The organism is Serratia sp. CY84636 (genome assembly GCF_052166245.1).
Lineage (GTDB): Bacteria > Pseudomonadota > Gammaproteobacteria > Enterobacterales > Enterobacteriaceae > Serratia > Serratia nevei.
Genome location: NZ_JBJNOX010000007.1, coordinates 42,507 through 64,729, shown reverse-complemented (window position 1 = coordinate 64,729; position 22,223 = coordinate 42,507). Strand labels below are relative to the sequence as shown.

Sequence of the window (22,223 nt, the reverse complement as noted above, 5' to 3'; positions counted from 1 at the left end):
TTGTGTTCCATAACGAGCGCCATTGTCATCAAATACGCCTGGTGTCGCTGTGACGAATGGCGCAATTGTTACACTTTCATGAAACCACGGCGGATTTTGAGCGATTCGTTAACGTTATGAAATAGAAAAACGTCCAAAAATCGTGATTATGATCACATTGATGGTTTTTTGTGGTCATTTTTATTTCGTTTTATGTTCGTTATTGTTCCTTATCAAACAAAGACCCCAATAACCGTGGCTCAATAGGCTCATAACTACCGATCCTGAGGGAGCGACATGAGCAGCTATTTTGACGGCGGCGAAACGGATGTGATCATCATCGGCGGCGGCGCCACCGGCGCAGGCATTGCCCGCGACTGTGCGCGGCGCGGCCTGCGCTGCATCTTGCTGGAGCGCCACGACATCGCCACCGGCGCCACCGGCCGCAACCACGGTTTACTGCACAGCGGCGCGCGCTATGCGGTGACCGACGGCGAGTCGGCGCGCGAGTGCATCGAAGAGAACCGCATCCTGAAACGTATCGCTCATCACTGTATCGAGCGCACCGATGGGCTGTTCATCACCCTGCCGCAGGACTCGCTGGACTATCAGCAACAGTTTATCGCCGCCTGTCGCCAGGCTGACATCGACGCCGAAGCGATCGACCCGCAGCTGGCGCTGCGGCTGGAGCCGGCGGCTAACCCGGCGTTGATCGGCGCGGTGCGCGTACCGGACGGCACCGTCGATCCTTTCCGGCTGACCGCCGCCAACATGTTGGACGCGCGCGAACACGGCGCACAGATCCTGACCTACCACCAGGTGGTGGGATTGTTGCGCAGCGGCGATCGGGTAACGGGCGTGCGCGTTTACGACCATCAGAATCAGCGGCGCTATGAGCTGCACGCGTCGGTGGTGGTCAACGCCGCCGGCATCTGGGGCCAGCAGATCGCCGAATACGCCGATTTGCGCATCCGCATGTTCCCGGCCAAGGGGGCGCTGCTGATCCTCGGCCATCGCATCAACAACATGGTGATCAACCGCTGCCGCAAACCGGCGGACGCCGACATCCTGGTGCCGGGCGACACCATCTCGCTGATCGGCACCACCTCGACCCATATCGACTACGACCAAATTGACAACATGCTGGTGACCCCGCAGGAGGTGGACATTCTGATCCGCGAGGGGGCGCTGTTGGCGCCCACCCTGGCGCAGACCCGCATTTTGCGTGCCTATGCCGGGGTGCGGCCGCTGGTAGCCAGCGATGACGATCCCAGCGGGCGCAACGTCAGCCGCGGCATCGTGCTGCTCGATCACGCCGCCCGCGACGGGCTGGAAGGGTTTATCACCATCACCGGCGGCAAGCTGATGACCTACCGCCTGATGGCGGAGTGGGCCACCGACAAGGTGTGCGAAAAGCTTGGCGTAAACCGTCCGTGCACCACCGCGCAGGACGCGTTGCCGGGATCTCGCCAGTCGGCGGAGGAAACGGTGCGCAGCGTGGTTTCTCTGCCCGCCAGTATTCGCGGCTCAGCAATTTACCGCCACGGCGATCGCGCCAGCCAGGTGCCGGCGGCCGATCGGCTCGACACCAGCCTGGTGTGCGAATGCGAGGCGGTGACTGCCGGGGAAGTGCGCTATGCGGTCAATTCGCTGACCGTCAATAACCTGGTGGATCTGCGCCGCCGCACCCGCGTCGGCATGGGCACCTGCCAAGGCGAACTCTGCGCCTGCCGCGCCGCCGGGCTGCTGACGCGCTTTAACGTCAGCACGCCGCAGCAATCTATCGCGCAGCTGTCGCAGTTCCTCAACGAACGGTGGAAAGGCGTACGGCCGATCGCCTGGGGCGATGCGCTGCGCGAGAGCGAATTTACCAGTTGGGTTTACCAGGGGTTATGCGGGCTTGAGGCCCAGGCCGACAAGGAGCAGGAGGCGGATGATGCGATTTGACGTAGTGGTGATTGGCGGTGGCCTGGCGGGCCTGAGCTGCGCCATTGCCGTGGCCGAACAGGGCAAACGCTGCGCGGTGGTCAGTTCCGGCCAGAGCGCGCTCTACTTCTCCTCCGGCTCGCTCGACCTGTTGGCGAGATTGCCGGACGGCACGCCGGTCGAGATGCCGCTGGCGGCGTTGCCGCAGCTGGCGCAGCAGGCGCCGCAGCATCCGTATGCCCTGATCGGGCCCGGCCGGGTGGCGGCGCTGTCCGCCGCCGCCCAGCGGCTGCTGGCGCGCTGCGGGTTGAACCTGCAGGGCGAGGGCACCAATAACCATCTGCGCATCACGCCGCTGGGCACGCGCCGCGCCACCTGGCTCAGCCCGCAGGCGATCCCGACGCTGCCGCTGACCGGCCAACTGCCGTGGCGGCGCATCGCGGTGATCGGCATCGAGGGGTTCCTCGACTTCCAGCCGCAGATGGCCGCCGACTCTCTGAGCCGGGAGCTCGGTGTGCAGACGGACGTGGCCTATCTGCACATGCCGGCGCTGGACAGATTGCGCAATAACCCCAGCGAGTTCCGCGCGGTGAACATCGCCCGGGTACTGGATTTGATGGAAAGCCTGCCGCCGATGGCCGAGGAGTTGCGGCGGCTGGCGGGCGAGGCCGACGCGCTCTTCCTGCCGGCCTGTCTGGGCCTGGAGGACGATACGTCGCTGGCGGTGCTGCAGGATGCGGTCGGCAAACCGATCCGGCTGCTGCCGACGCTGCCGCCTTCGGTGCCCGGCATGCGTTTGCATCAGGCGCTGCGGCGGCGTTTTCAACAGCTGGGCGGCGTTTTCATGCCTGGCGACAGCGTGCTGCGCGCCGAGTGCGAAGCCGGCCGCGTCACCGGCCTGTATACCCGCAACCACGGCGATATTCCGCTGCGGGCGCAGCAGGTGGTGCTGGCCAGCGGCAGCTTCTTCAGCAATGGGCTGGTGGCGGATTTCGACGGGGTACGCGAGCCGATCTTCGGGCTGGACGTGCACAGCCGCGCCGATCGCGCCGACTGGAGCCAGCGCGAGCTGTTTGCACCGCAGCCTTATCTGCAGTTTGGCGTGCGCACCGACGGCAGGCTGCGGGCGATGAAACAGGGAATGCCGTTCGACAATCTGTATGCCATCGGCGCGGTCGCCGGCGGCTACGATCCGCTGCAGCAGGGCTGCGGCGCCGGCGTGTCATTGATCGGTGCGCTGCACGTCGCGCAGCAGATCGCCGCGGAGGAGTGCGTATGAGCCTGCATCAGGATCACAGCTTTGAAAGCTGCATCAAATGTACCGTCTGTACCACCTACTGCCCGGTCGCCAAAGTGAACCCGCTCTATCCGGGGCCGAAACAGGCGGGGCCGGACGGCGAGCGGCTGCGGTTGAAAGACCCGGCGCTGTACGACGAAGCGCTGAAATACTGCACCAACTGCAAGCGTTGTGAAGTGGCCTGCCCGTCCGACGTCAAAATCGGCGACATCATTCAGCGCGCCCGCGCCGACTTCGCCCAAAGCAAGCCGACGTTGCGCGATGCCATCCTCAGCCACACCGATATCATGGGCTCGCTGTCGACGCCGTTTGCGCCGATCGTCAACGCCGCTACCGGGCTGAAACCGGTGCGCAAGCTGCTGGACAAGGCGTTGAAGATCGATCACCGCCGCGAACTGCCGAAATACTCGTTCGGCACCTTCCGCCGCTGGTACCGGCAACAGGCGCAGGCTCAGCAGCGTTACGCCGAGCAGGTGGCGTTTTTCCACGGCTGCTTCGTCAACTATAACCATCCGCAGCTGGGCAAGGATTTGATCCGGGTGTTCAACGCGCTGGATATCGGCGTGCAGCTGCTGAAACGCGAGAAATGCTGCGGCGTGCCGCTGATCGCCAACGGGTTTATCGAGCAGGCCAAAAAGCAGGCCAGGGTCAACGCAGAATCGCTGCATGAAACGGTGTTGGAGCGCGGCATCCCGGTGGTGGCAACCTCATCGAGCTGCACCTTCACCCTGCGCGACGAATACCCTCATCTGCTGGACGTGGACACCACCCCGGTGCGCGATCGGGTGGAGCTGGCGACGCGCTATCTCTATCGCCTGATCAATCAGGGGCGTAGCCTGCCGTTGAAGCACACGCCGCTGCGGGTGGCTTATCACACGCCTTGCCATATGGAAAAGATGGGCTGGACCGCCTACACCCTGGAGCTGCTGCGGCAGATACCGGGGCTGGAGCTGGTGGTGCTGGATTCGCAGTGCTGCGGCATCGCCGGCACCTACGGGTTCAAATCGGAGAACTACGCCACTTCGCAAGGCATCGGCGCGCCGCTGTTCCGGCAGATCGAAGAGAGCGGGGTGGATCTGGTGGTGACCGACTGCGAGACCTGCAAATGGCAGATAGAAATGTCCACCAGCAAGCGCTGTGAACATCCGATCACCCTGCTGGCGCAGGCACTGGCGTAAAAACGAAAGGGCCGGCAAACCGGCCCTCTGTGGGATTACTGCTTCAGCTTCAGGGTGGAGATGATGCCTTCGGCTTCGGTCTGCGCCTGCTGCTGATTGTCCGCCGGCAGCGTCACCTGAATGGTCAGCATGTTGTTGTTCAGCGAGCCGATCAGAACGGAGGAATAGGCTTTTTCGCCGCCGCTGGTGATGATACTGTCCAACTGACGCAGCGGCACGCCGTTGACGTCGAGCGCCTTGTTGGTGATCACCTGCAGGTTGGCGTCACGCGCGCGCTGGGTATTCTCCAGGCGCTTGGCCAGGGTCTCCAGGCTGTCGGCGGTCTTGTCGCCCAGGATCACGATCACCGCGCGCTGGCCGGTGCTGTCTGCGTAAACATGCATGTTGTTAGCCTGGTTGCCCAGCTTGCCGCTCTGATCCGCCATGCCGACCGGCAGGGTGAACGCCAGTTTACCGTCCAGCAGGCTCACCTGCTGCCCGGCCGGCGCGCTGGCCGCCGCGCCGTCTGGCGCTGCCTTGGTGTCTTTGGTGTTGCCGTCGCAGGCCGCGAGGCCAAGCGCCAGCAGGCTGATACCCATCAATTTCGCTACTTTACGCATCGGGCTTCCTTCTTCCTTTCCGGTAGGGATTCACTGTCGTATCGCAACCTATTCCAGGTTGAAATGCAAGGCAGATGTTGTCACAAGTTTTTTTCCAGTAATAGCCGATAATCAGCCACTTCGCCTTTCTTTTCCAGCTGAACAATCTGATAGTGGTGGGTGAGCAGCATCGTCAGCATGGCGCGGAACCGGTTACGGGTTTTGACCGTCAGTTGGAGATAGCCCTGCGCCCGCGCCCAGCGTTCCTGTTCGGCCAACAAGACCTGCGCCACGCCGTGGCGACGGAATGCCGGCAGCACGCCACCCAGCCAGCTGTAAAACACCGTTTCCTGCCGTTGATAACCGAGTTTGAAACCGGCCGGCTGCCCGTCTATCTCGGCAATCAACAGGCTGGCGGGGGCGGTGCCGATACGCTGCTGCAGATCGGCCAGGCTATGCAGGCCGCCGAATTCGGGGATGCGTTGATAAAGGCGGTGGATTTCTTCGAGCGTGGCGGTGCGGACGATTGGGGTCATGAGCGGCCTCCAAGGATAAGGCCGCCCAGAATAGCATGACTCAGCTCAGCTGCAGGCTGCCGCTGCGCGCCGCGATGCGTTTGAGCAGCATGTTCAGCAACACGCCATACATCGGCAAGAAGAACAGCAGGCAGATCATCACCTTGAAGCTGTAATCCACCAGCGCGATCTCCACCCAGTTGTTGGCCATGAAGGGATCGCTGCTCTTATAGAAGGCGATGAAGAAGAACGCCAGCGTATCGCTGATGTTGCCGAGGAACATCGCCGCCGCGGGCGCCACCCACCAGGCGCTGCGTTGGCGCAGGCGGTTGAACACATATACGTCGAGGATCTGGCCGAGCACATAGGCCATAAAGCTGGCCACGGCGATGCGCGCCACGAACAGGTTAAAACTGCTCAGCGCCGCGAAGCCCTGCCATTCTCCCTGATAGGTGACGGTGGAGATCACATAAGAGATGAACAGCGCCGGCACCATCACCGCCAGGATAATCCGTCGCGCCAGCGGCGCGCCGAAGATGCGCACGGTCAGATCGGTCGCCAGGAAGATAAACGGGAAGGTAAAGGCGCCCCAGGTGGTATGGAAGCCGAAAACGGTGATCGGCAGCTGCACCAGGTAGTTGCTGGAGGTAATGATGGCGATATGAAACAGCGAAAGCCAGACCAACGCGGTGAAGCGCTGCTGTGCGGTAAACGAATACATGTTGTAGCCTTTTTAGCAGTGGGGTGAGGGAACCCAGTGTGTCTTGTTAAAACAGCAAAAAACGCTGCGCGGCGGCATGATACGCGTTTGCGCAACCAATGCAATGGTTAAATTTAACGCAAACGTTAACGCATCTTGCGCAGAAAAACTACCGGCGTAAACTAGGCGCTAATGAGATGCGGCGAGCGTTCGCCGATCGTTTTTGAACGAGAAAAATTGCATGACTGACTTATTTGCCCAGGCAGACCAGACGCTCGACGCGCTGGGCCTGCGTTGCCCGGAACCGGTGATGATGGTGCGTAAAACCGTGCGCCATATGGACAACGGCGAAACGCTGCTGATTATCGCCGACGATCCGGCCACCACCCGCGATATCCCGGGGTTCTGCCGCTTTATGGAACACACGCTGGTGGCGCAGGAGACCGAGCAGGCGCCATACCGTTATTTGTTGCGTAAAGGCGTATAACGGCGGCACGGTCGTGTCGATGAAAGAAAAGTCCCTTTCCCGAAATGACAACGGGCGCGGTATGCCGCGCCCGTGTTTGTTTCCGAACTTAGCTGCGCTTTCTCAACAGCCGCAGCGCGTTGGCAGTGACCAGCGCGGTGGCGCCGGAGTCGGCCAGCACCGCCAGCCACAGCCCGGTTAACCCCAGCAGGCTGGTGATCAGGAAGACCCCTTTCAACCCCAGCGCGATGGTGATGTTTTGCCGGATATTGGCGTGGGTGGCGCGCGAGATGCGGATCATCTCCGCGACGCCCACCAGCCGGTTGTGGGTCAGGGCGGCGTCGGCGGTTTCCAATGCCACGTCGGTGCCGCTGCCCATGGCGATGCCGATGCTGGAGGCTTTCATCGCCGGGGCGTCGTTGATGCCGTCGCCGATCATCGCCGTCGGGCGCAGTTCGCTCAGTTCGGTGACCGCGCTGACCTTATCTTCCGGCAACAGACCGGCACGATAGTCGAGGCCCAGCTCGCCGGCAATCGCCGCGGCGGCGCGCGGGTTGTCCCCGGTCAGCATCACGCCGCGAATACCCAGCGCGTTCAGTTCGGCTATCGCCTGTTTGGCATCGCTGCGCAGCGTATCGCGCAGCGCCAGCAAGCCGATGGGCACGCCGTCTTCCAGCACCACCACTGCCGTTTTACCGGCGTTTTCCAACTTATCCACCTGGCTCTGCCATTGGGCGTCGAGCAGGCCCGGTGTCAACTTGCCCGGCGCGCTGATCAGCACGGTCTTGCCATCTACGATCCCTTCCACGCCGACGCCGGCCAGCGCGCGGCGCGCCTGTGCCAGCGGCAGCTCAGCCCCGCTTTCGGCGGCGCGGTTGATGATCGCTTGCGCCAGCGGGTGATGTGATCCGGCCTCTACCGCTGCGGCAAGCTGCAGCAGCCGTTGTTCGGTCAGCGCGCCGATGGGCAGCACGTCGGTCACCGTCGGCTTGCCTTCGGTCAAGGTGCCGGTTTTATCGAAGGCGATAGTTTGTATCTGGCCCAGTTGCTCCAGCGCCGCACCGCCTTTAATCAGCGCGCCGCGCCGCGTGGCGGCCGCGAGTCCGGAGGTAATGGCCGCCGGGGTCGAGATCACCAGCGCGCATGGACAGCCGATCAGCAGCAGCGTCAGGCCGCGATAGATCCAGGTATCCCACGGCTGTGAGAACAGCAGCGGCGGCACCAGGATCACCGCGACGGCCAGCAGCATAATGGCCGGGGTGTAATAACGGCTGAACCGATCGAGGAAGCGTTCGATCGGCGCGCGGCGCTCTTCGGCCTCTTCAATCAGTTGCAGAATGCGGTCGATGGCGTTTTTGCCGGGCTCGGAGATCACCTTCATCTGTGCCGCCTGATCGACGGACAGACTGCCGGCGGCCACTTTCTCACCCTGTTGGCGCTCGACCGGCACCGATTCGCCGGTCAGGGCGCTTTCGTCGAAGCTGGCGAACGGATTGAGCAGCTCGGCGTCGGCCGGCAGGCGCCCGCCGGGTGCGATTTCAATCACATCGCCCGGACGCAGGCTGGCGACCGGCACGCGTTTGCGCTCCGCGCCTTGCAGCAGCAGCGCATCTTCCGGCACCAGCTCCATCAGCGCCGTCACGCCGCGCCGCGCGCGGTTGGCGGCATAGGATTCCAGCAGTTCACCGACCATAAACAGCAGCAGCACCATCGCCGCCTCGGCGGTGGCGCCGATGAACAGCGCGCCGATGGCCGCCACGCTCATCAGCGTTTCAATGGCGAACGGCGTGCCGGAACGAATCAGACGCAGCGCCTTGGCGGCGACCGGTGCCAATCCGACCAGCGTGGTGGCGATAAAGGCGATGCGGCCCAGCTCCGGGTTAACCCGATCCAGCACCCAGCTGACGACCATCAGGGTGGTCAACAGCAGCAGCGGTGCGAATTCGCCGAAGCGTGAGGTTTTTGGCGCGGCGGCTTTGGCGGTCTGAGTGCCGAGCAGGGTAAAGCCGGCCTGGGCAACCGCGTCCTGGATCCGCAGGCTGATGTCGGACTGCGCGTCGACCACCAGTTTCTCGGTCGCAAACAGCACGCGCGCGCTGTCGACGCCGGGAAGTGCGGTGACGGCATTTTCGATTTTCTTGGCACAGCTGGGGCAGTCCATGCCGGTGACTTTCCAGCTGAAACGTTGGCTACCGGAAGGGGGCGCGGCGGCCTGCCTGTCGCTTTCCTCGTCCGGATCGTCGGGTGCGGCGGTGCAGCAGCTGCTATCGCCATGATCGTGATGGTGGTGGGCGTGTTCGGCCTGTGCGGCGGCGTTTTTCGGCTCGCTGCTGCAGCCATGCTGAGTTTTGCTGTGGCTGTGGTTGCAGCCGCATCCGCCTTCGGCGTGGTGATGTTCCTGATGATTATGATTTTGCTGATTGTGCATAACGTCCCCCTTCGGGCTGTTAAACGGGTTTGCTCAGCTGACTCTACACCCTGGAGTCAACTCCAGAGTCAAGCGACGGATGAGAATTATTGCTAACGGCGTTCGAGCCTATAAAGGGGTATTCATTCAATAATGAATAATGCGAATTTAAATCTATAGGCTTTTCTTATCCTCTATTTGGGTGAAAAGGCTCACTGCCGTTAGTTTAAATAAGAAAATAATATTCCTATAGAAACTAAAAAGTCGCCCGACCTAATAATAAAGAGTTATTAACCTATAACGCTTTAGCAAAATTTACCTTTTTGCCCATCGCAAGCCAGCATGATTCGCTTGTGTCTGCAGGCCGCATTGTTATTGAAGTTTGGTGCCAACTTATCCTCGTTAAGTTTCATTTGTTTTGTAAAGAAGCCAAAAAAGCAGCATAACAAACTTTCGTTGAGACAATAAAAGGTTGATTATTTTATGTTCAGTTTCGTGACCCTGCCTATAATTGGAATCGATTACCATTTTTAATGGTGATCTTATTTGCTGATATATATGCATTAATTCTACCTAACACACTGCCGGCAACGGCGCATAAGCCCCTTCCAGCAAGCTTAAGGTTCATTAACCGTGGCTTACGGGGAGGTTATGTCTATCTGTCTGATTGATAACGATCAGATAATGAGTGGAATCGAACCAATGCAATCTACTAAAAAGGCAATTGAAATTACTGAATCCAACTTCGCGGCCGCCAAAACCGGCTACGATGCTGTAGCCGACCTGCTGCATTATCATGAGCGTGGCAACGGGATTCAGATTAATGGCAAGGATTCATTTTCTAACGAGCAAGCTGGGCTGTTTATTACCCGTGAGAACCAAACCTGGAACGGTTACAAGGTATTTGGCCAGCCGGTTAAATTAACCTTCTCCTTCCCGGACTATAAGTTCTCTGCCACCAACGTCGCCGGCGACACCGGGCTGAGCAAGTTCAGCGCGGAACAGCAGCAGCAGGCTAAGCTGTCGCTGCAGTCCTGGGCCGACGTCGCCAATATCACCTTTACCGAAGTGGCGGCCGGTCAAAAGGCCAATATCACCTTCGGCAACTACAGCCAGGATCGTCCTGGTCATTATGATTACGGCACCCAAGCCTATGCCTTCCTGCCGAACACCATTTGGCAGGGCCAGGATCTGGGCGGCCAGACCTGGTACAACGTCAACCAGTCCAACGTGAAGCATCCGGCGACCGAAGACTACGGCCGCCAGACGTTCACCCATGAGATTGGCCATGCGCTGGGTCTGAGCCACCCGGGCGATTACAACGCCGGTGAAGGCAACCCAACCTACCGCGACGTCACTTACGCGGAAGATACCCGTCAGTTCAGCCTGATGAGCTACTGGAGCGAAACCAACACCGGTGGGGATAACGGCGGTCATTACGCCGCTGCTCCGCTGCTGGATGACATTGCCGCCATTCAACATCTGTATGGCGCCAACCTGTCGACCCGCACTGGCGACACCGTGTACGGCTTTAACTCCAACACCGGTCGTGACTTCCTCAGCACCACCAGCAACTCGCAGAAAGTGATCTTTGCGGTCTGGGATGCGGGCGGCAACGATACCTTCGATTTCTCCGGTTATACCGCTAACCAGCGCATCAACCTGAACGAGAAGTCGTTCTCCGACGTGGGCGGCCTGAAGGGCAACGTCTCGATTGCCGCCGGGGTGACCATCGAGAACGCCATTGGCGGTTCCGGCAATGACGTGATCGTCGGCAACGCGGCCAACAACGTGCTGAAAGGCGGTGCGGGTAATGACGTGTTGTTCGGCGGTGGTGGGGCGGATGAACTGTGGGGCGGTTCCGGCCAGGATACCTTCGTGTTCACCGCTGCCAGCGACTCTGCACCGGGTGCTTCGGACTGGATCCGTGACTTCCAGAAAGGGATCGACAAAATTGACCTGTCGTTCTTCAACAAAGAGGCACAGAGCAGTGATTTCATCCACTTCGTCGATCACTTCAGCGGCGCGGCCGGTGAAGCGCTGCTCAGCTACAACGCTTCCAACAACGTGACCGATTTGTCGGTGAACATCGGCGGCCATCAGGCGCCGGACTTCCTGGTGAAAATCGTCGGTCAGGTAGACGTCGCCACCGACTTTATCGTGTAACACAGCAACGAAACGCCCGGCGCAGTCTCGGCCGGGCGTGATGTGGGAGCCCGGTATGAAAGGTACTTTAACGCGCACCGCCCTGGCGGCGGGCGGCATGATGGTGACGAGTGCGGTCATGGCCGGCAGCCTGGCGCTGCCGACCGCGCAGTCGCTGGCGGGGCAATGGCAGGTTGCCGACAGCGAACGCCAATGCCAAATCGAGTTTTTGGCGAATGAGCAAAGTGAAACCAACGGCTATCAGCTGGTGGATCGGCAACGTTGTCTGCAAAGCGTGTTTGCGGCCGAGGTGGTGGGCTGGCGCCCGGCGCCGGACGGCATCGCCCTGCTGCGGGCGGATGGCAGCACGCTGGCGTTCTTCTCGCGCGACGGCGATCTGTATCGCAATCAGCTGGGCGCCGATGATGCCTTAACGTTGAAAGCGTTGGCTTGATGTGGAAACGGGTTCGGCGTGCCGAACCCGCGGCAGGTTGTTACAGGTAGAGTGAGCGCACGATCAGGAAGTGGCCGGAGAAGTAACAGAAAGCGACGATGGCGTCCGCTGCGCGGAAGGTGAAACGGTAGCGGTTGATCAGCCAAACCACGTTGGCCAGTAGCAATAGCGAGGTGCCGGTCAGCAGCGAGAAGCCGAAATCGGTGCTGCGCAGGAAATATTGTTCGCCCGCCAACCAGACCATCAGCAGCGTCATCGCCACATAGGTGATGATTGGCCAGCGCATCTCTTCCAGCCGGGTCCAAAGGGTGGCCAGCAGCAACGCGCCTATCGCCAGCAGCGCCAGCGGCAGCGGCCAGAACAGACTGAACGTCATCTGGCTGGCAAAGCTCAGGGTATACAGCAGGTGCGAGAGGAAAAAGGCGCCGATGGCGTACAGCACCCGCTCGCGCGGCAACAGGAGCAGCGCGTCGCCGATCAGCGTCGCCAGCAGGCCGAGTACGATCAGATAACCTGCCGCGCTGAGCACCGGCGCCTGCCAGGCCAACAGCAACAGCAGCAGCAGCGTGACGGGTTTGAACACCCAGCGTTGCCAGCGCGGCCCACGGTATGAGGCGTCGACGAACAGCCAACCGGAAAAGAATACGGCAAGGAACGGCCAACTCATTGATGTCTTCCTTATGTATGAGGGAGCCGCAACCACCGGCTCCAAACTGTCACCCATGTCACTTCTTATTTCAGTGTAGGTAGCCTGCCGACGATCGACAATGCTTTCTTGAGAATGCTATGTTTACGCCGATTTGGCCGTGAAGGAAATGGGAAACCGATGAGCAAACCACCGTTATTTTTTGTCGCCGTGATTGCGCTGATCGCCGTACTGGCCACGCAACGCTACTTCAAACAGCGCCAGCAGGAGGCGGAAAACGACCGCGCGCCGATGCGCAGTCTGCAGGTGACGGTGAGCGACAAACGCGCGGTGCCGGTCACCAAGACCCGCGCGCCGCAGCGCGAGCCGTTGGTCAATGAACCGATGAATTACGAGGTGGTGTTCAGCCCGATACAGGGCGGTGAAGACATCCAGCTGCGGCTGAAGCAATGGCAGTACAACCCGATAGAAAAAGGCGCGCAGGGCACGTTAAACATGCAGGGCACGCGCTTCGTCTCGTTCACCGCTCAGCCGTAGCGGTCACTTCTTCTTGATGGGCGGCTGTTTCTTTTGCCAGGCCAGCAGCTCGAACACGCCAAAGATAAAGATCTTGGCCTCTTGCCAGTAGCTGATCGGCTGATCCTTCGGCTGGGTGGATTTCAACAGCACCAACTGCAGGCCGTGCATCACCACCATAAAGAACAGCGCCACGTCGATGAAATACTTCAGCGGCTTGGGAAACGGATGGAACAGGTTAGAGAGCAGGAAGCCCCACACGCACAGCATCAGCAGGCGGCCCAGATTAATCAGCATGGTCGGTTTTCTCTTGCGAACGAATATAAAGGCGATAAGCCACCTGGCCGGCGACTTTCTCCCGGTGCAGTTGCCAGCTGGCAGGCACGTCTGCCGCGGCGCTTTCCGCCTCGGCTTCTACATAGATCCAGGCCTCGTCGGCCAGCCAACCTCGCTGCTCCAGCAGCAGGGCGGTCTCCGCCAGCAGGCCTTTGCGGAATGGCGGATCGAGGAACACCACGTCGAACGGTTTGCCCTCGCCAGCTAGCCAGCTCAGCGCGTTGGTGTTGATAACCACCCCTTTGCCCTGCAGCAGCGCCAGATTTTTTTCCAGTTGCTGCGCCACCGGCCGTTCGAATTCCAGCAGCGTGGCGCTGCCGGCGTAGCGCGACAGCGCTTCCAGCCCTAATGCGCCACTGCCGGCGAAGCAGTCCAGACAGCGCGCGCCCTGAATCACCGGCGCCAGCCAGTTGAACAGGGTTTCGCGCACCCGATCGGTGGTGGGGCGCAGCCCCGGGCTGTTCGGCACCGGAAGCTTGCGACCGCGCCATTGGCCGCCGATGATGCGGATTTGTCCGGCTGCGGCCTGGGGCGGTTTTTTGGCCGCCGCCCGTGGCGAGAGTCTTGTCATAAGCGTTGTTTGATTTCTTTTGCGGCGCGGGGCCGCAGAGGTTAACGAAAAGTTGCCCCTATTCTACCGGTGACGGGCGTCGGGGGGAACGGTAAAACGTTGTTGTCTGATTTCACACCGGAAAGCATGCCGGATGCGTGTTGCTGCGCGAGGGAAAGTGATAGACTCGGCGGATTATTGTCAGCATATATCCTTCAGGTATGTAGGGTAAGCGAGCCTTCGGTACGGAGTAGAGTCATAACATGGCAAAAGATAAGAAACGTGGGTTTTTCTCCTGGCTGGGCTTTGGCCAGAAGGAAAAGGAAGAAGAGCAACAGCAACCTGAGCAGCCGGTAGAGCAGGCGGAGCCTCAGGCCACGGAGACGCCGGCTGAACCGGCTGCCGCCAAGCTGGATGACAAGCTCCCCGCCCAGGAATCTGAACCTGCCGCCTCCGTCGACACCCCGGGAGAGTGGGATAACGGTCAGGCCGGCGAACAAATCGCGGAGAACCTGCCGGCGGCGGCCGAACACCCAACGGCGCAAGCGTTGGCCGAAGAGATTGTCAGCGTGACCGAGCAGGTAGTGGCGCAGCAGCAGCCGATCGCCGAGCCAGAGCCGGTTGTCGAACCTGAGCCGGTCGTTGAGCCAGAGCCAGTCATTGAGCCCGAACCGGTCGTCGAACCTGAGCCGGTCGTCGAGCCAGAGCCAGTTGTTGAGCCCGAGCCGGTCGTTGAGCCAGAGCCGGTCGTCGAGCCTGAGCCGATTGTTGAGCCTGAGCCGATTGTTGAGCCAGAGCCTGTCGTCGAACCTGAGCCGGTCGTTGAGCCAGAGCCAGTTGTTGAACCTGAGCCGGTCATTGAGCCTGAGCCGGTCGTCGAGCCTGAGCCTGTCGTCGAACCAGAACCCGAGCCGGAAGAAGAAGCGCCGCTTGAACCTGTGGTGCCGGCCGCTGCGCAAGAGCAGGAGCGCCCGACCAAAGAAGGCTTCTTCGCTCGCCTGAAGCGCAGCCTGCTGAAGACCAAGCAAAACCTCGGTTCCGGCTTTATGGGGCTGTTCCGTGGTAAAAAGATCGACGACGACCTGTTCGACGAGTTGGAAGAACAACTGCTGATCGCCGATGTCGGCGTGGATACCACGCGCAAGATCATTACCTCCCTGACCCAGCACGCCAGCCGCAAGCAGCTGAAAGACGCCGAAGCGCTGTACGGCAAGCTGAAGGAGGAAATGTCCGAAATTCTGGCCAAGGTCGATCAGCCGCTGGATGTCAGCGGGAAAACCCCGTATGTCATCCTGATGGTCGGCGTGAACGGCGTGGGTAAAACCACCACCATCGGTAAGCTGGCGCGTCAGTTCCAGGCGGAAGGCAAGTCGGTGATGCTGGCGGCGGGGGATACTTTCCGCGCCGCGGCGGTAGAGCAGCTGCAGGTGTGGGGCGAACGTAACCGCATCCCGGTGGTGGCGCAGCATACCGGCGCGGATTCCGCTTCGGTGATCTTCGATGCGGTGCAGGCTGCCAAAGCGCGCGGCATCGATGTCTTGATCGCCGATACCGCCGGCCGTCTGCAAAATAAATCGCACCTGATGGAAGAGCTGAAGAAGATCGTCCGCGTCATGAAAAAACTGGACGACCAGGCCCCCCATGAGGTTATGCTGACGCTCGATGCCAGCACCGGCCAGAATGCGGTCAGTCAGGCGAAATTATTTAATGAGGCCGTGGGCTTAACCGGCATCACGCTGACTAAACTGGACGGTACCGCCAAGGGCGGGGTGATCTTCGCCATCGCCGATCAGTTCGGTATCCCGATTCGCTATATCGGCGTCGGGGAAGGCATCGAAGATTTGCGGCCGTTTAAGGCTGACGATTTTATTGAGGCACTTTTTGCCCGAGAGGATTAATACGGATGATTCGCTTTGAACAGGTCAGTAAAGCTTATCTGGGCGGACGGCAAGCGCTGCAGGGGGTCGATTTCCATCTGCGCCCGGCGGAAATGGCGTTTCTGACCGGCCATTCCGGCGCGGGGAAAAGTACCCTGCTGAAACTGATTTGCGGTATCGAACGGCCCAGCGCCGGCCACATCTGGTTTGGCGGCCACGACATCAGCCGTTTGAAAAACCGCGAGGTGCCGTTCCTGCGTCGGCAGATCGGCATGATCTTCCAGGATCACCATCTGCTGCTGGATCGCACGGTGTATGACAACGTGGCGATGCCGCTGATCATCGCCGGCGCCAGTACCGAAGACATCCGTCGCCGCGTCTCCGCCGCGCTGGACAAGGTCGGTTTGCTGGATAAAGCGAAAAACTTCCCGATTCAGCTGTCCGGCGGTGAGCAGCAGCGCGTGGGCATCGCCCGTGCGGTGGTGAACAAGCCGGCGGTGCTGCTGGCGGATGAGCCGACCGGCAACCTGGACGACGCGCTGTCGGAAGGCATTCTGCGCCTGTTTGAAGAATTCAACCGCGTCGGCGTCACCGTATTAATGGCGACGCACGACACCGGGCTTATCGCCCGCCGTAATTACCGCATCCTGACGCTGAGCCAGGGCCGCATGCAAGGGGGCGCTCACCATGGCCAATAACGCAAAAACCGCCAAGAGCAAGGCGCTGCGCGGTGGCTGGCGCGAACAGTGGCGTTACGCCTGGATGAACGCCATCAAAGACATGCTGCGTCAGCCGTTGGCGACGCTGCTGACGGTGATGGTGATCGCCATCTCCCTGACGCTGCCGAGTGTGTGCTACATCGTGTGGAAAAACGTCAGCACCGCGGCCAGCCAGTGGTACCCGACGCCGCAGCTGACGGTCTACCTGGATAAGTCGCTCGATGACGACGCGGCGCTGAAAGTGCTCGATGCCATCAAGGCGGAAGCCGGCGTGGAGAAGGTGAACTACCTGTCGCGTGAAGAAGCGCGCGGCGAGTTCCGCAACTGGTCGGGTTTTGGCGGCGCGCTGGACATGCTGGAAGAGAACCCGCTGCCGGCGGTGGCGATCGTCACGCCGAAGATGAGCTTCCAGAGTTCGGACACCCTCAACACCCTGCGCGATCGCGTAGCGGCGGTGCAGGGCGTGGAAGAAGTGCGTATGGATGACAGCTGGTTTGCCCGCCTGGCGGCGCTCACCGGGCTGGCGGGCCAGATCGCGGCGATCATCGGCGTGCTGATGATCGTGGCGGTGTTCCTGGTGATCGGCAACAGCGTGCGTCTGAGCATCTTCAGCCGTCGCGACACCATCAATGTGATGAAGCTGATCGGCGCCACCGACGGCTTTATCCTGCGGCCGTTCCTCAACGGCGGGGCGATGCTGGGCTTTGCCGGCGCGCTGCTGTCGCTGGTGCTCTCCGGCGCGCTGGTGTGGCAGCTGGAGTCGGTAGTCGCCGGGGTAGCTAAGGTATTCGGCACCACCTTCACCCTGCACGGGCTGGGCTGGGACGAGGCGCTGCTGCTGCTGATCATCTCCGCGATGATCGGCTGGATCGCCGCCTGGCTGGCGACAGTGCAACATTTACGCCGATTTACACCACAGTAAGATTTTTTTGGTATACTCTTCTCCTGCTGCTTTTGATCGCGTTGCGGGAGAAGAGTGACCTCAAGCGAAGTCAGCACCACACCTCTCTTCTTAGCGCACAAATTCCCTATCGGCCTGCACCCTCGTCACGTATTGTCAGCAACAATGCTTGCAAAAAAGGGTGAACTTATAGGGCGGAGTACGGTCAAAAATTGCAGCAAATGTTAAGGTGCCCGGCGTGTGGAACCGCTTTTGCTTCAGCAACTGCCGTAGAATCAATCATTTCCCCGCTGTAATAATCACCTGCATGATTTTGTATTCTCATAGAGAGGGTTTGAATGACCAAAGAAATGCAAACTTTAGCCTTAGTACCCCAAGGTAGCTTGGAAGCCTATATCCGGGCAGCCAACGCCTATCCGATGCTGACGGCAGAGGAAGAGCGGGAGCTGGCTGAACGGCTGCATTATCAGGGCGATCTGGATGCCGCTAAGCAGCTCATCCTGTCTCACCTGCGCTTTGTCGCTCATATTGCCCGCAACTATTCAGGCTACGGTCTGCCGCAGGCGGATCTGATTCAGGAAGGTAATATCGGCCTGATGAAAGCCGTTCGCCGCTTCAACCCTGAAGTCGGCGTGCGTCTGGTTTCCTTTGCGGTGCATTGGATTAAGGCGGAAATCCACGAGTACGTATTGCGCAACTGGCGCATCGTGAAAGTGGCGACCACCAAAGCGCAGCGCAAGCTGTTCTTTAACCTGCGCAAAACCAAACAGCGTTTGGGCTGGTTCAACCAGGACGAAGTGGAGCTGGTGGCCCGCGAGCTGGGCGTCACCAGCAAAGACGTGCGCGAGATGGAATCTCGCATGGCGGCGCAGGACATGACTTTCGATCCGACTCCGGACGACGAGGCCCGCGATGGCCAGGCGATGGCGCCGGTGCTGTACCTGCAGGACAAGAGCTCGGACTTCGCCGAAGGCATCGAGGAAGATAACTGGGAAAGCAACGCCGCAGACAAACTGGCCTATGCGCTGGAAGGTCTGGACGAGCGCAGCCAGCATATCATCCGCGCCCGTTGGCTGGACGACGACAATAAGTCGACGCTGCAAGAGCTGGCCGATCAGTACGGCGTTTCCGCCGAGCGTGTGCGCCAGCTGGAAAAGAACGCCATGAAGAAATTGAAAATGGCGATCGAAGCCTGAGTCGATGCGATATTCGAAAAAAAGCCCGGCAAGCCGGGCTTTTTCATGCCTGAAATTCGGCGTTATGGCGCAACAGTGGCGAAGTCCGGCGCCGGGCAGTCGTAGCCGAATTTTGCCGCCCACGGGTAGCGGGTGCCGGTGTTGATGTAGCGCTGATAAAGCGCCCGACCGGTCTTGGCGTCGCGCTTGATAACCCAGCTGGCGGCGTTACACAGCACGGCGGCGTAGGCCTGGCTTTTCGGCGGCAGCAGATCGGCCGCCTGTTGCGCCAACCCCACCGCCTGCCAGCGATAGTGCAGGAAACGGTTGTCTTCCAATGGCAGCGCCGCCTTGGCGCGCGCAGCTTCTGCGTTGTCTATCCAGCTTTTGTGCTTCAGCTCGCGAGTATCGAACGCATCCCCCAGATAGGAATAGCCGGCGCCATAGATGGCGTAGTCCGGCGTCATCTCATAGCCGGTAAACTCCAGCCCCTGGGCGCGTAGCAGGTTGGCGGCGCGATAGTAAGCCTGTGCGCGCGTCAGCGGCGCGGCGGACTTGTCCTTGGCGGCCTTCAGCTCGTCGGCATACTGCTGCGCCGCCTGGCGGTAGTTGGGGATATCGAAGTAGGCCTGCGCCTCTGCGGCCCGCCCGGCGCGCATCAAGCGCCGCGCCAACAGTTCGCGCAGCTGCACTTCCGGCGTGATCTGCTGGCCGCCGTAGTCGTCCGGGTTAACCGGCTTGAGCGGCGTCGTCGGCGCCGGGGCGTGCTTATCGACAAAGCCTTTCAACTCATCGACGGTCAACACCCGCTCCGCCACGTCGGCCACGTCGGCCCAGTAGATCGCCTTGCCGCGATACAGCAGGTCCATCGCCTGCAGATAGTCGCCGCGGTTGAGCGCCAGGATAGCCTGTTCGCCGGCCACCCGGCACTCGGGCACGATGGTTTCCGCGACGAAGTCGGCGTTGCGCTGTTCGCCCCAGCTTTCGTCGGCGGGGAATGCGCTTGCCGCCTTGGCATAGGCGGCGGTGGCAGCTTTCACGTCACCGTCACGCAGCGCCATTTTGGCGCGCAGCCACCACGCCAGGCCGCTGTCGCCGGCGTTTTTCAGCAGGCTGGCCGCCATCGGGTACTGCCCGGAACGGTAGGCCAATGCCGCCAGCCGATCGCTGCCGGCGAAGCCGCTTTTCACCGTGCCGTCCAGCAGCGTCAGGATCTGGCTGATGATCTGTGCGGAGCGGCCGTTGCCGTCGGTATCCGCCATCTGCAGGTTGCCGCTGCGGGCGAACAGTTCAATGGTCACCAGCTGTTGGATTAAGGGATCGCCGATAACCTGTTTCAGCGTTTCCAGATGGTCGGGATTGACCAGGAAACTGGAGACGTACTGCAGCGACTGCCCGCCGCTCGGATCGCCCTGCGCCGCCTGCTGTGCATACAGGTGGGCGGCGGGGGCGACGTCACCCAGCCACAGGTGGATGCGCGCCTGCTGACCGAGGCTGCTCAGCGCCAGCTGATCGGGGTCGGCGGCGCCGCTTTTCACCCGATCGATCACCTGCTGGAACGCCGCCAGCGCCTGTTCAAGTTCGGCTTTAGGCGGATGCTCGGCGGCGGGCGCCGCTTCACCAGATTCATTCATCGGCGTGCTGTGGTCATTCATCAAGACCCGCCCAAGCGAATACTGCGTCCGCAGTCCCCAGTCGCCCTGTTCGGCGGCCGGCAGCTTCAGCACCTGCTGGAAATAGTCTGTGGCGCGCGGATCGTGGCTGGCGAAAGCGACGGCGCCCAGTTGATAAAGGCGCGCGGCGTTGGACAACCCCTGCGTATTGACGGCGTCAGCCTCTTCCACCGTTTTGGCGGCGCGCATTTTGCCGATCGCCACCGTTTCCGGCGACTGCGGCATCGGTTTCGGCGGCATCGGCGGCGGGGGGGCTTGCCAGTGCGGCAGCTGCTTATCCGCCGGCACCAGTCGGCCGGCTTCGAAGGCGAAATTGCCCTCCGGCATATACAGCAGGGTGCCGTTGCGGTCGATCAGCAGCCGGTTAGGAAAATCCGGGCCGCAGGCATAGCCGTTCAGCGGCAGCGCCAGCGCGGCGCCGATCAGCATGGCCAGCGGAAGAAGGCGGCGGGTGTTCCGTGCCGCGCGCGAATCAAGGTGTGACAAGGGTGCCTCCTGGCGTCAGTTGTTGGCAGCGCAGCCAGCCCAGCGGCCGGGATTGCCCGGCGCGCAGCTGGTCGCCGCTGATGCGGATAAAGCGTTGCCGTTGCGGTGCGGATTCCAGCCGGTAGTTGCCGACCGCGTCCGCTGCCAGGCAGTCGTCGGCGCGGATGACCACCTCTTGCGGCAGCGGGGCGTCCACCGGCCCGTTGTTATGAATTATCAGATCATACAGCCCGTTTTGCTGTGGCTGAGGCCTAAATTTTACCTGCCAGTCGACGTTCAGCGGCCGCCGTTCGATCACCGCTCGCAGCGTGGCGAGCGACCAGGCGCGCCGATCGTCCGCCAGCGGCAAGCGAAACCAGATAATGCCGCGCAGCCGGAGCGGCGTTTGCTGCGTCAGCGTTTGCAGAAAATCGGCGATCTGCTGCGGCGCGACCGTCAGCTCGCGGCCGTTGCCCGCCACGCGCAGCGAGGATTCGCTCTCCACCTGCGCGCCCTGCGCATCAAACCCCAGCAGCGCCATGCCGTAGGCCGGCAGCGCGACGCGAAACGGCTTCGGTGTGACGGCGGCGTACTGCCGCACCCAGCGCAGCGCCAAGGGGCCGTCAAACAGCCCCTGCTGCGGCGAGAGCACCGCGTGCACCTGCAGGACGGAGCTGTCGGCCTGCTGCAGTACGCTGGGCAGAGCGGGTGAGCCGATCCAGGCCGGCAGGGCGGTGATGCCGAGTTGCAAAGCGGTGGGCAGCCGTTGGTGCAGCCGCTGTAGAAAGCGTTGGTAGTCCGGCAGGCGGGCGGTGGCGGCGTCATGATCGATCTCGACGCCGGTGACGGGCAGCCCGGCCGCCTGCCAGCGTTGGGTGAGCGCCAGCAGACGCTGGATAATGGCTTCTTGGTCCAGCTGCGGCAGCTGGCCGTCGAGGCGTGCTACCAGCCAGAGCGGGCGGCCGTCCTGCTTCAGCAGGCTGAGATCGGCTGGGATCTCCCGCCAGCCCTCGCGCGGATGTACCTGCAGCGCCAGCACGCGCAGCCCACCGAACAGATCGCGGCTGTGCGCCAGCGCATCGGCGTGCTGCGGCGTCCAGACCCGCTGCCAGACATAAACCTGCTGATCCCAGCCTGAGGCCAGGCGCAGCGCCTGCTGGCGCCCGAGGAGCGCGGCCGCCAGCCCCAGCGCAATCAAGACCAGCGCCGCCAGCCGGCGTTTCATTTTTGCCAGAGATCGCCCTGCGGTGCGAAGCCGCAGGCGCGCATGAAGTTATCGACTTCCCCGCGTTCGCGCGGCGCCAGGCCGGCGGTCGACAGCTGCCAGTGGGCGACCTGCGGCAGCTGGCGCTGCGCATCCTGCACCAGGTAAAGACCGACGCCACGGCGGCGCGTCACTTCGCGCACCAGCAGGTCCTGCAGTTCGGCGCGGTCGTCCTGCAGCGCGATTTTCACCGCCCCCAGCAGCCGCTCGTTGAAGCGGGCGGCGAACAGCGCCTTGCCGTCGCTCAGCCAGCTCTGCCACTGTTCCGGCTGCTGGTGAGGCCAAATTTTACCGAGGTCGATAAGGTCTTGCGGGGACAGCGCGGTCAGGCGCTCGATGGTCAGTTTCATGCAGAATTTCCGCGCAGCTAAATGATGCCGACAGTGTAATAGATCTTGTGCAGAGCGTTGTGTAAGTTTTTCTGTACGATTACTGTGCAATATGTTTTTTGCACGG

21 protein-coding genes are annotated in these 22,223 nt (G+C 61.4%); 11 read left to right on the top strand and 10 right to left on the bottom strand.

What is annotated here, in order from left to right; all coding sequences use genetic code 11:
* The first annotated feature begins 276 nt into the window (after nt 1-276).
* From glpA to glpC, 3 genes are read left to right on the top strand one after another with little or no spacing between them, the layout of a single operon-like run.
* Entirely contained in the window at nt 277-1,926 is a 1,650-nt protein-coding gene (glpA, locus tag ACJ8QI_RS19235) for an anaerobic glycerol-3-phosphate dehydrogenase subunit A (protein WP_147823500.1), read from the top strand.
* Complete coding sequence (glpB, locus tag ACJ8QI_RS19230) at nt 1,916-3,184, top strand: glycerol-3-phosphate dehydrogenase subunit GlpB (RefSeq protein WP_202670259.1); 1,269 nt, start codon at nt 1,916-1,918, stop codon at nt 3,182-3,184. Before glpA ends, glpB begins: the two co-directional genes overlap by 11 nt.
* Nucleotides 3,181-4,380: an anaerobic glycerol-3-phosphate dehydrogenase subunit GlpC gene (gene glpC, locus ACJ8QI_RS19225; protein WP_060441205.1), complete on the top strand. Its 1,200-nt coding sequence runs from the start codon at nt 3,181-3,183 to the stop codon at nt 4,378-4,380. The genes glpB and glpC overlap by 4 nt, the downstream gene beginning before the upstream one ends.
* 35 nt (nt 4,381-4,415) lie before the next feature.
* On the opposite strand, the gene ACJ8QI_RS19220 is transcribed toward glpC, so the two are convergent.
* The 3 genes from ACJ8QI_RS19220 to ACJ8QI_RS19210 all read right to left on the bottom strand — a co-directional run bounded on the left by ACJ8QI_RS19220 (nt 4,416) and on the right by ACJ8QI_RS19210 (nt 6,194).
* Complete coding sequence (locus ACJ8QI_RS19220; protein ID WP_025304887.1) at nt 4,416-4,979, bottom strand: DcrB family lipoprotein; 564 nt, start codon at nt 4,977-4,979, stop codon at nt 4,416-4,418.
* An 80-nt stretch (nt 4,980-5,059) separates the two neighbouring features.
* Complete coding sequence (locus ACJ8QI_RS19215; protein ID WP_442532948.1) at nt 5,060-5,494, bottom strand: GNAT family N-acetyltransferase; 435 nt, start codon at nt 5,492-5,494, stop codon at nt 5,060-5,062.
* Between the two features lie 40 nt (nt 5,495-5,534).
* Nucleotides 5,535-6,194 (bottom strand): 7-cyano-7-deazaguanine/7-aminomethyl-7-deazaguanine transporter, encoded by a 660-nt coding sequence (locus tag ACJ8QI_RS19210; RefSeq protein WP_308381371.1) that lies wholly within the window; start codon nt 6,192-6,194, stop codon nt 5,535-5,537.
* 220 nt (nt 6,195-6,414) lie between these two features.
* Between ACJ8QI_RS19210 and tusA the strand changes: the two genes are divergently transcribed.
* Nucleotides 6,415-6,660: a sulfurtransferase TusA gene (gene tusA / locus ACJ8QI_RS19205; protein WP_025304890.1), complete on the top strand. Its 246-nt coding sequence runs from the start codon at nt 6,415-6,417 to the stop codon at nt 6,658-6,660.
* An 88-nt stretch (nt 6,661-6,748) separates the two neighbouring features.
* Here the strand turns inward: tusA and ACJ8QI_RS19200 are convergent, their stop codons facing one another.
* Nucleotides 6,749-9,067, bottom strand: coding sequence for a zinc/cadmium/mercury/lead-transporting ATPase (locus tag ACJ8QI_RS19200; RefSeq protein WP_308381372.1), 2,319 nt, complete (start codon nt 9,065-9,067; stop codon nt 6,749-6,751).
* A gap of 681 nt (nt 9,068-9,748) precedes the next feature.
* Here ACJ8QI_RS19200 and ACJ8QI_RS19195 point away from each other — a divergent pair.
* Nucleotides 9,749-11,212, top strand: a complete 1,464-nt coding sequence (locus ACJ8QI_RS19195; RefSeq protein ID WP_141971664.1) for a serralysin family metalloprotease — start codon at nt 9,749-9,751, stop codon at nt 11,210-11,212.
* A gap of 55 nt (nt 11,213-11,267) precedes the next feature.
* Entirely contained in the window at nt 11,268-11,645 is a 378-nt protein-coding gene (locus ACJ8QI_RS19190) for an AprI/Inh family metalloprotease inhibitor (protein ID WP_038874139.1), read from the top strand.
* Nucleotides 11,646-11,685: 40 nt separating this feature from the next.
* Here the strand turns inward: ACJ8QI_RS19190 and ACJ8QI_RS19185 are convergent, their stop codons facing one another.
* On the bottom strand, nt 11,686-12,312 hold the full coding sequence (locus ACJ8QI_RS19185) for a lysoplasmalogenase (RefSeq protein WP_164268762.1): 627 nt from the start codon (nt 12,310-12,312) through the stop codon (nt 11,686-11,688).
* A gap of 159 nt (nt 12,313-12,471) precedes the next feature.
* Between ACJ8QI_RS19185 and ACJ8QI_RS19180 the strand changes: the two genes are divergently transcribed.
* Complete coding sequence (locus ACJ8QI_RS19180; RefSeq protein WP_442532947.1) at nt 12,472-12,828, top strand: DUF2500 domain-containing protein; 357 nt, start codon at nt 12,472-12,474, stop codon at nt 12,826-12,828.
* A 3-nt stretch (nt 12,829-12,831) separates the two neighbouring features.
* Here ACJ8QI_RS19180 and ACJ8QI_RS19175 read toward each other — a convergent pair whose 3' ends face one another.
* A complete protein-coding gene (locus tag ACJ8QI_RS19175) occupies nt 12,832-13,104 on the bottom strand; it encodes a DUF1145 family protein (protein WP_004934327.1) in 273 nt (90 codons plus the stop codon).
* Nucleotides 13,094-13,714, bottom strand: a complete 621-nt coding sequence (gene rsmD, locus ACJ8QI_RS19170; protein WP_141971659.1) for a 16S rRNA (guanine(966)-N(2))-methyltransferase — start codon at nt 13,712-13,714, stop codon at nt 13,094-13,096. Before rsmD ends, ACJ8QI_RS19175 begins: the two co-directional genes overlap by 11 nt.
* A 242-nt stretch (nt 13,715-13,956) precedes the next feature.
* On the opposite strand from rsmD, the gene ftsY reads away from it, so the two are divergent.
* From ftsY to rpoH, 4 genes are all read left to right on the top strand, one after another.
* Nucleotides 13,957-15,591 (top strand): signal recognition particle-docking protein FtsY, encoded by a 1,635-nt coding sequence (gene ftsY, locus ACJ8QI_RS19165; protein WP_442532946.1) that lies wholly within the window; start codon nt 13,957-13,959, stop codon nt 15,589-15,591.
* A 5-nt stretch (nt 15,592-15,596) separates the two neighbouring features.
* A complete protein-coding gene (gene ftsE, locus ACJ8QI_RS19160) occupies nt 15,597-16,268 on the top strand; it encodes a cell division ATP-binding protein FtsE (RefSeq protein ID WP_004934337.1) in 672 nt (223 codons plus the stop codon).
* The gene (gene ftsX, locus ACJ8QI_RS19155; RefSeq protein WP_033636680.1) at nt 16,258-17,211 is read left to right on the top strand and encodes a permease-like cell division protein FtsX; all 954 of its coding nucleotides are present in this window, start codon (nt 16,258-16,260) and stop codon (nt 17,209-17,211) included. Before ftsE ends, ftsX begins: the two co-directional genes overlap by 11 nt.
* 317 nt (nt 17,212-17,528) lie before the next feature.
* The gene (gene rpoH / locus ACJ8QI_RS19150; protein WP_038874147.1) at nt 17,529-18,386 is read left to right on the top strand and encodes an RNA polymerase sigma factor RpoH; all 858 of its coding nucleotides are present in this window, start codon (nt 17,529-17,531) and stop codon (nt 18,384-18,386) included.
* 62 nt (nt 18,387-18,448) lie between these two features.
* Here rpoH and ACJ8QI_RS19145 read toward each other — a convergent pair whose 3' ends face one another.
* Genes ACJ8QI_RS19145 through panM form a run of 3 tightly spaced genes read right to left on the bottom strand, consistent with a single transcriptional unit; the run spans nt 18,449 to nt 22,117 of the window.
* Entirely contained in the window at nt 18,449-20,467 is a 2,019-nt protein-coding gene (locus ACJ8QI_RS19145) for a hypothetical protein (RefSeq protein ID WP_442532983.1), read from the bottom strand.
* A gap of 43 nt (nt 20,468-20,510) precedes the next feature.
* Complete coding sequence (locus tag ACJ8QI_RS19140; protein ID WP_442532945.1) at nt 20,511-21,728, bottom strand: DUF3142 domain-containing protein; 1,218 nt, start codon at nt 21,726-21,728, stop codon at nt 20,511-20,513.
* On the bottom strand, nt 21,725-22,117 hold the full coding sequence (panM, locus tag ACJ8QI_RS19135; protein ID WP_049198652.1) for an aspartate 1-decarboxylase autocleavage activator PanM: 393 nt from the start codon (nt 22,115-22,117) through the stop codon (nt 21,725-21,727). Before panM ends, ACJ8QI_RS19140 begins: the two co-directional genes overlap by 4 nt.
* Nucleotides 22,118-22,223: the final 106 nt, after the last annotated feature.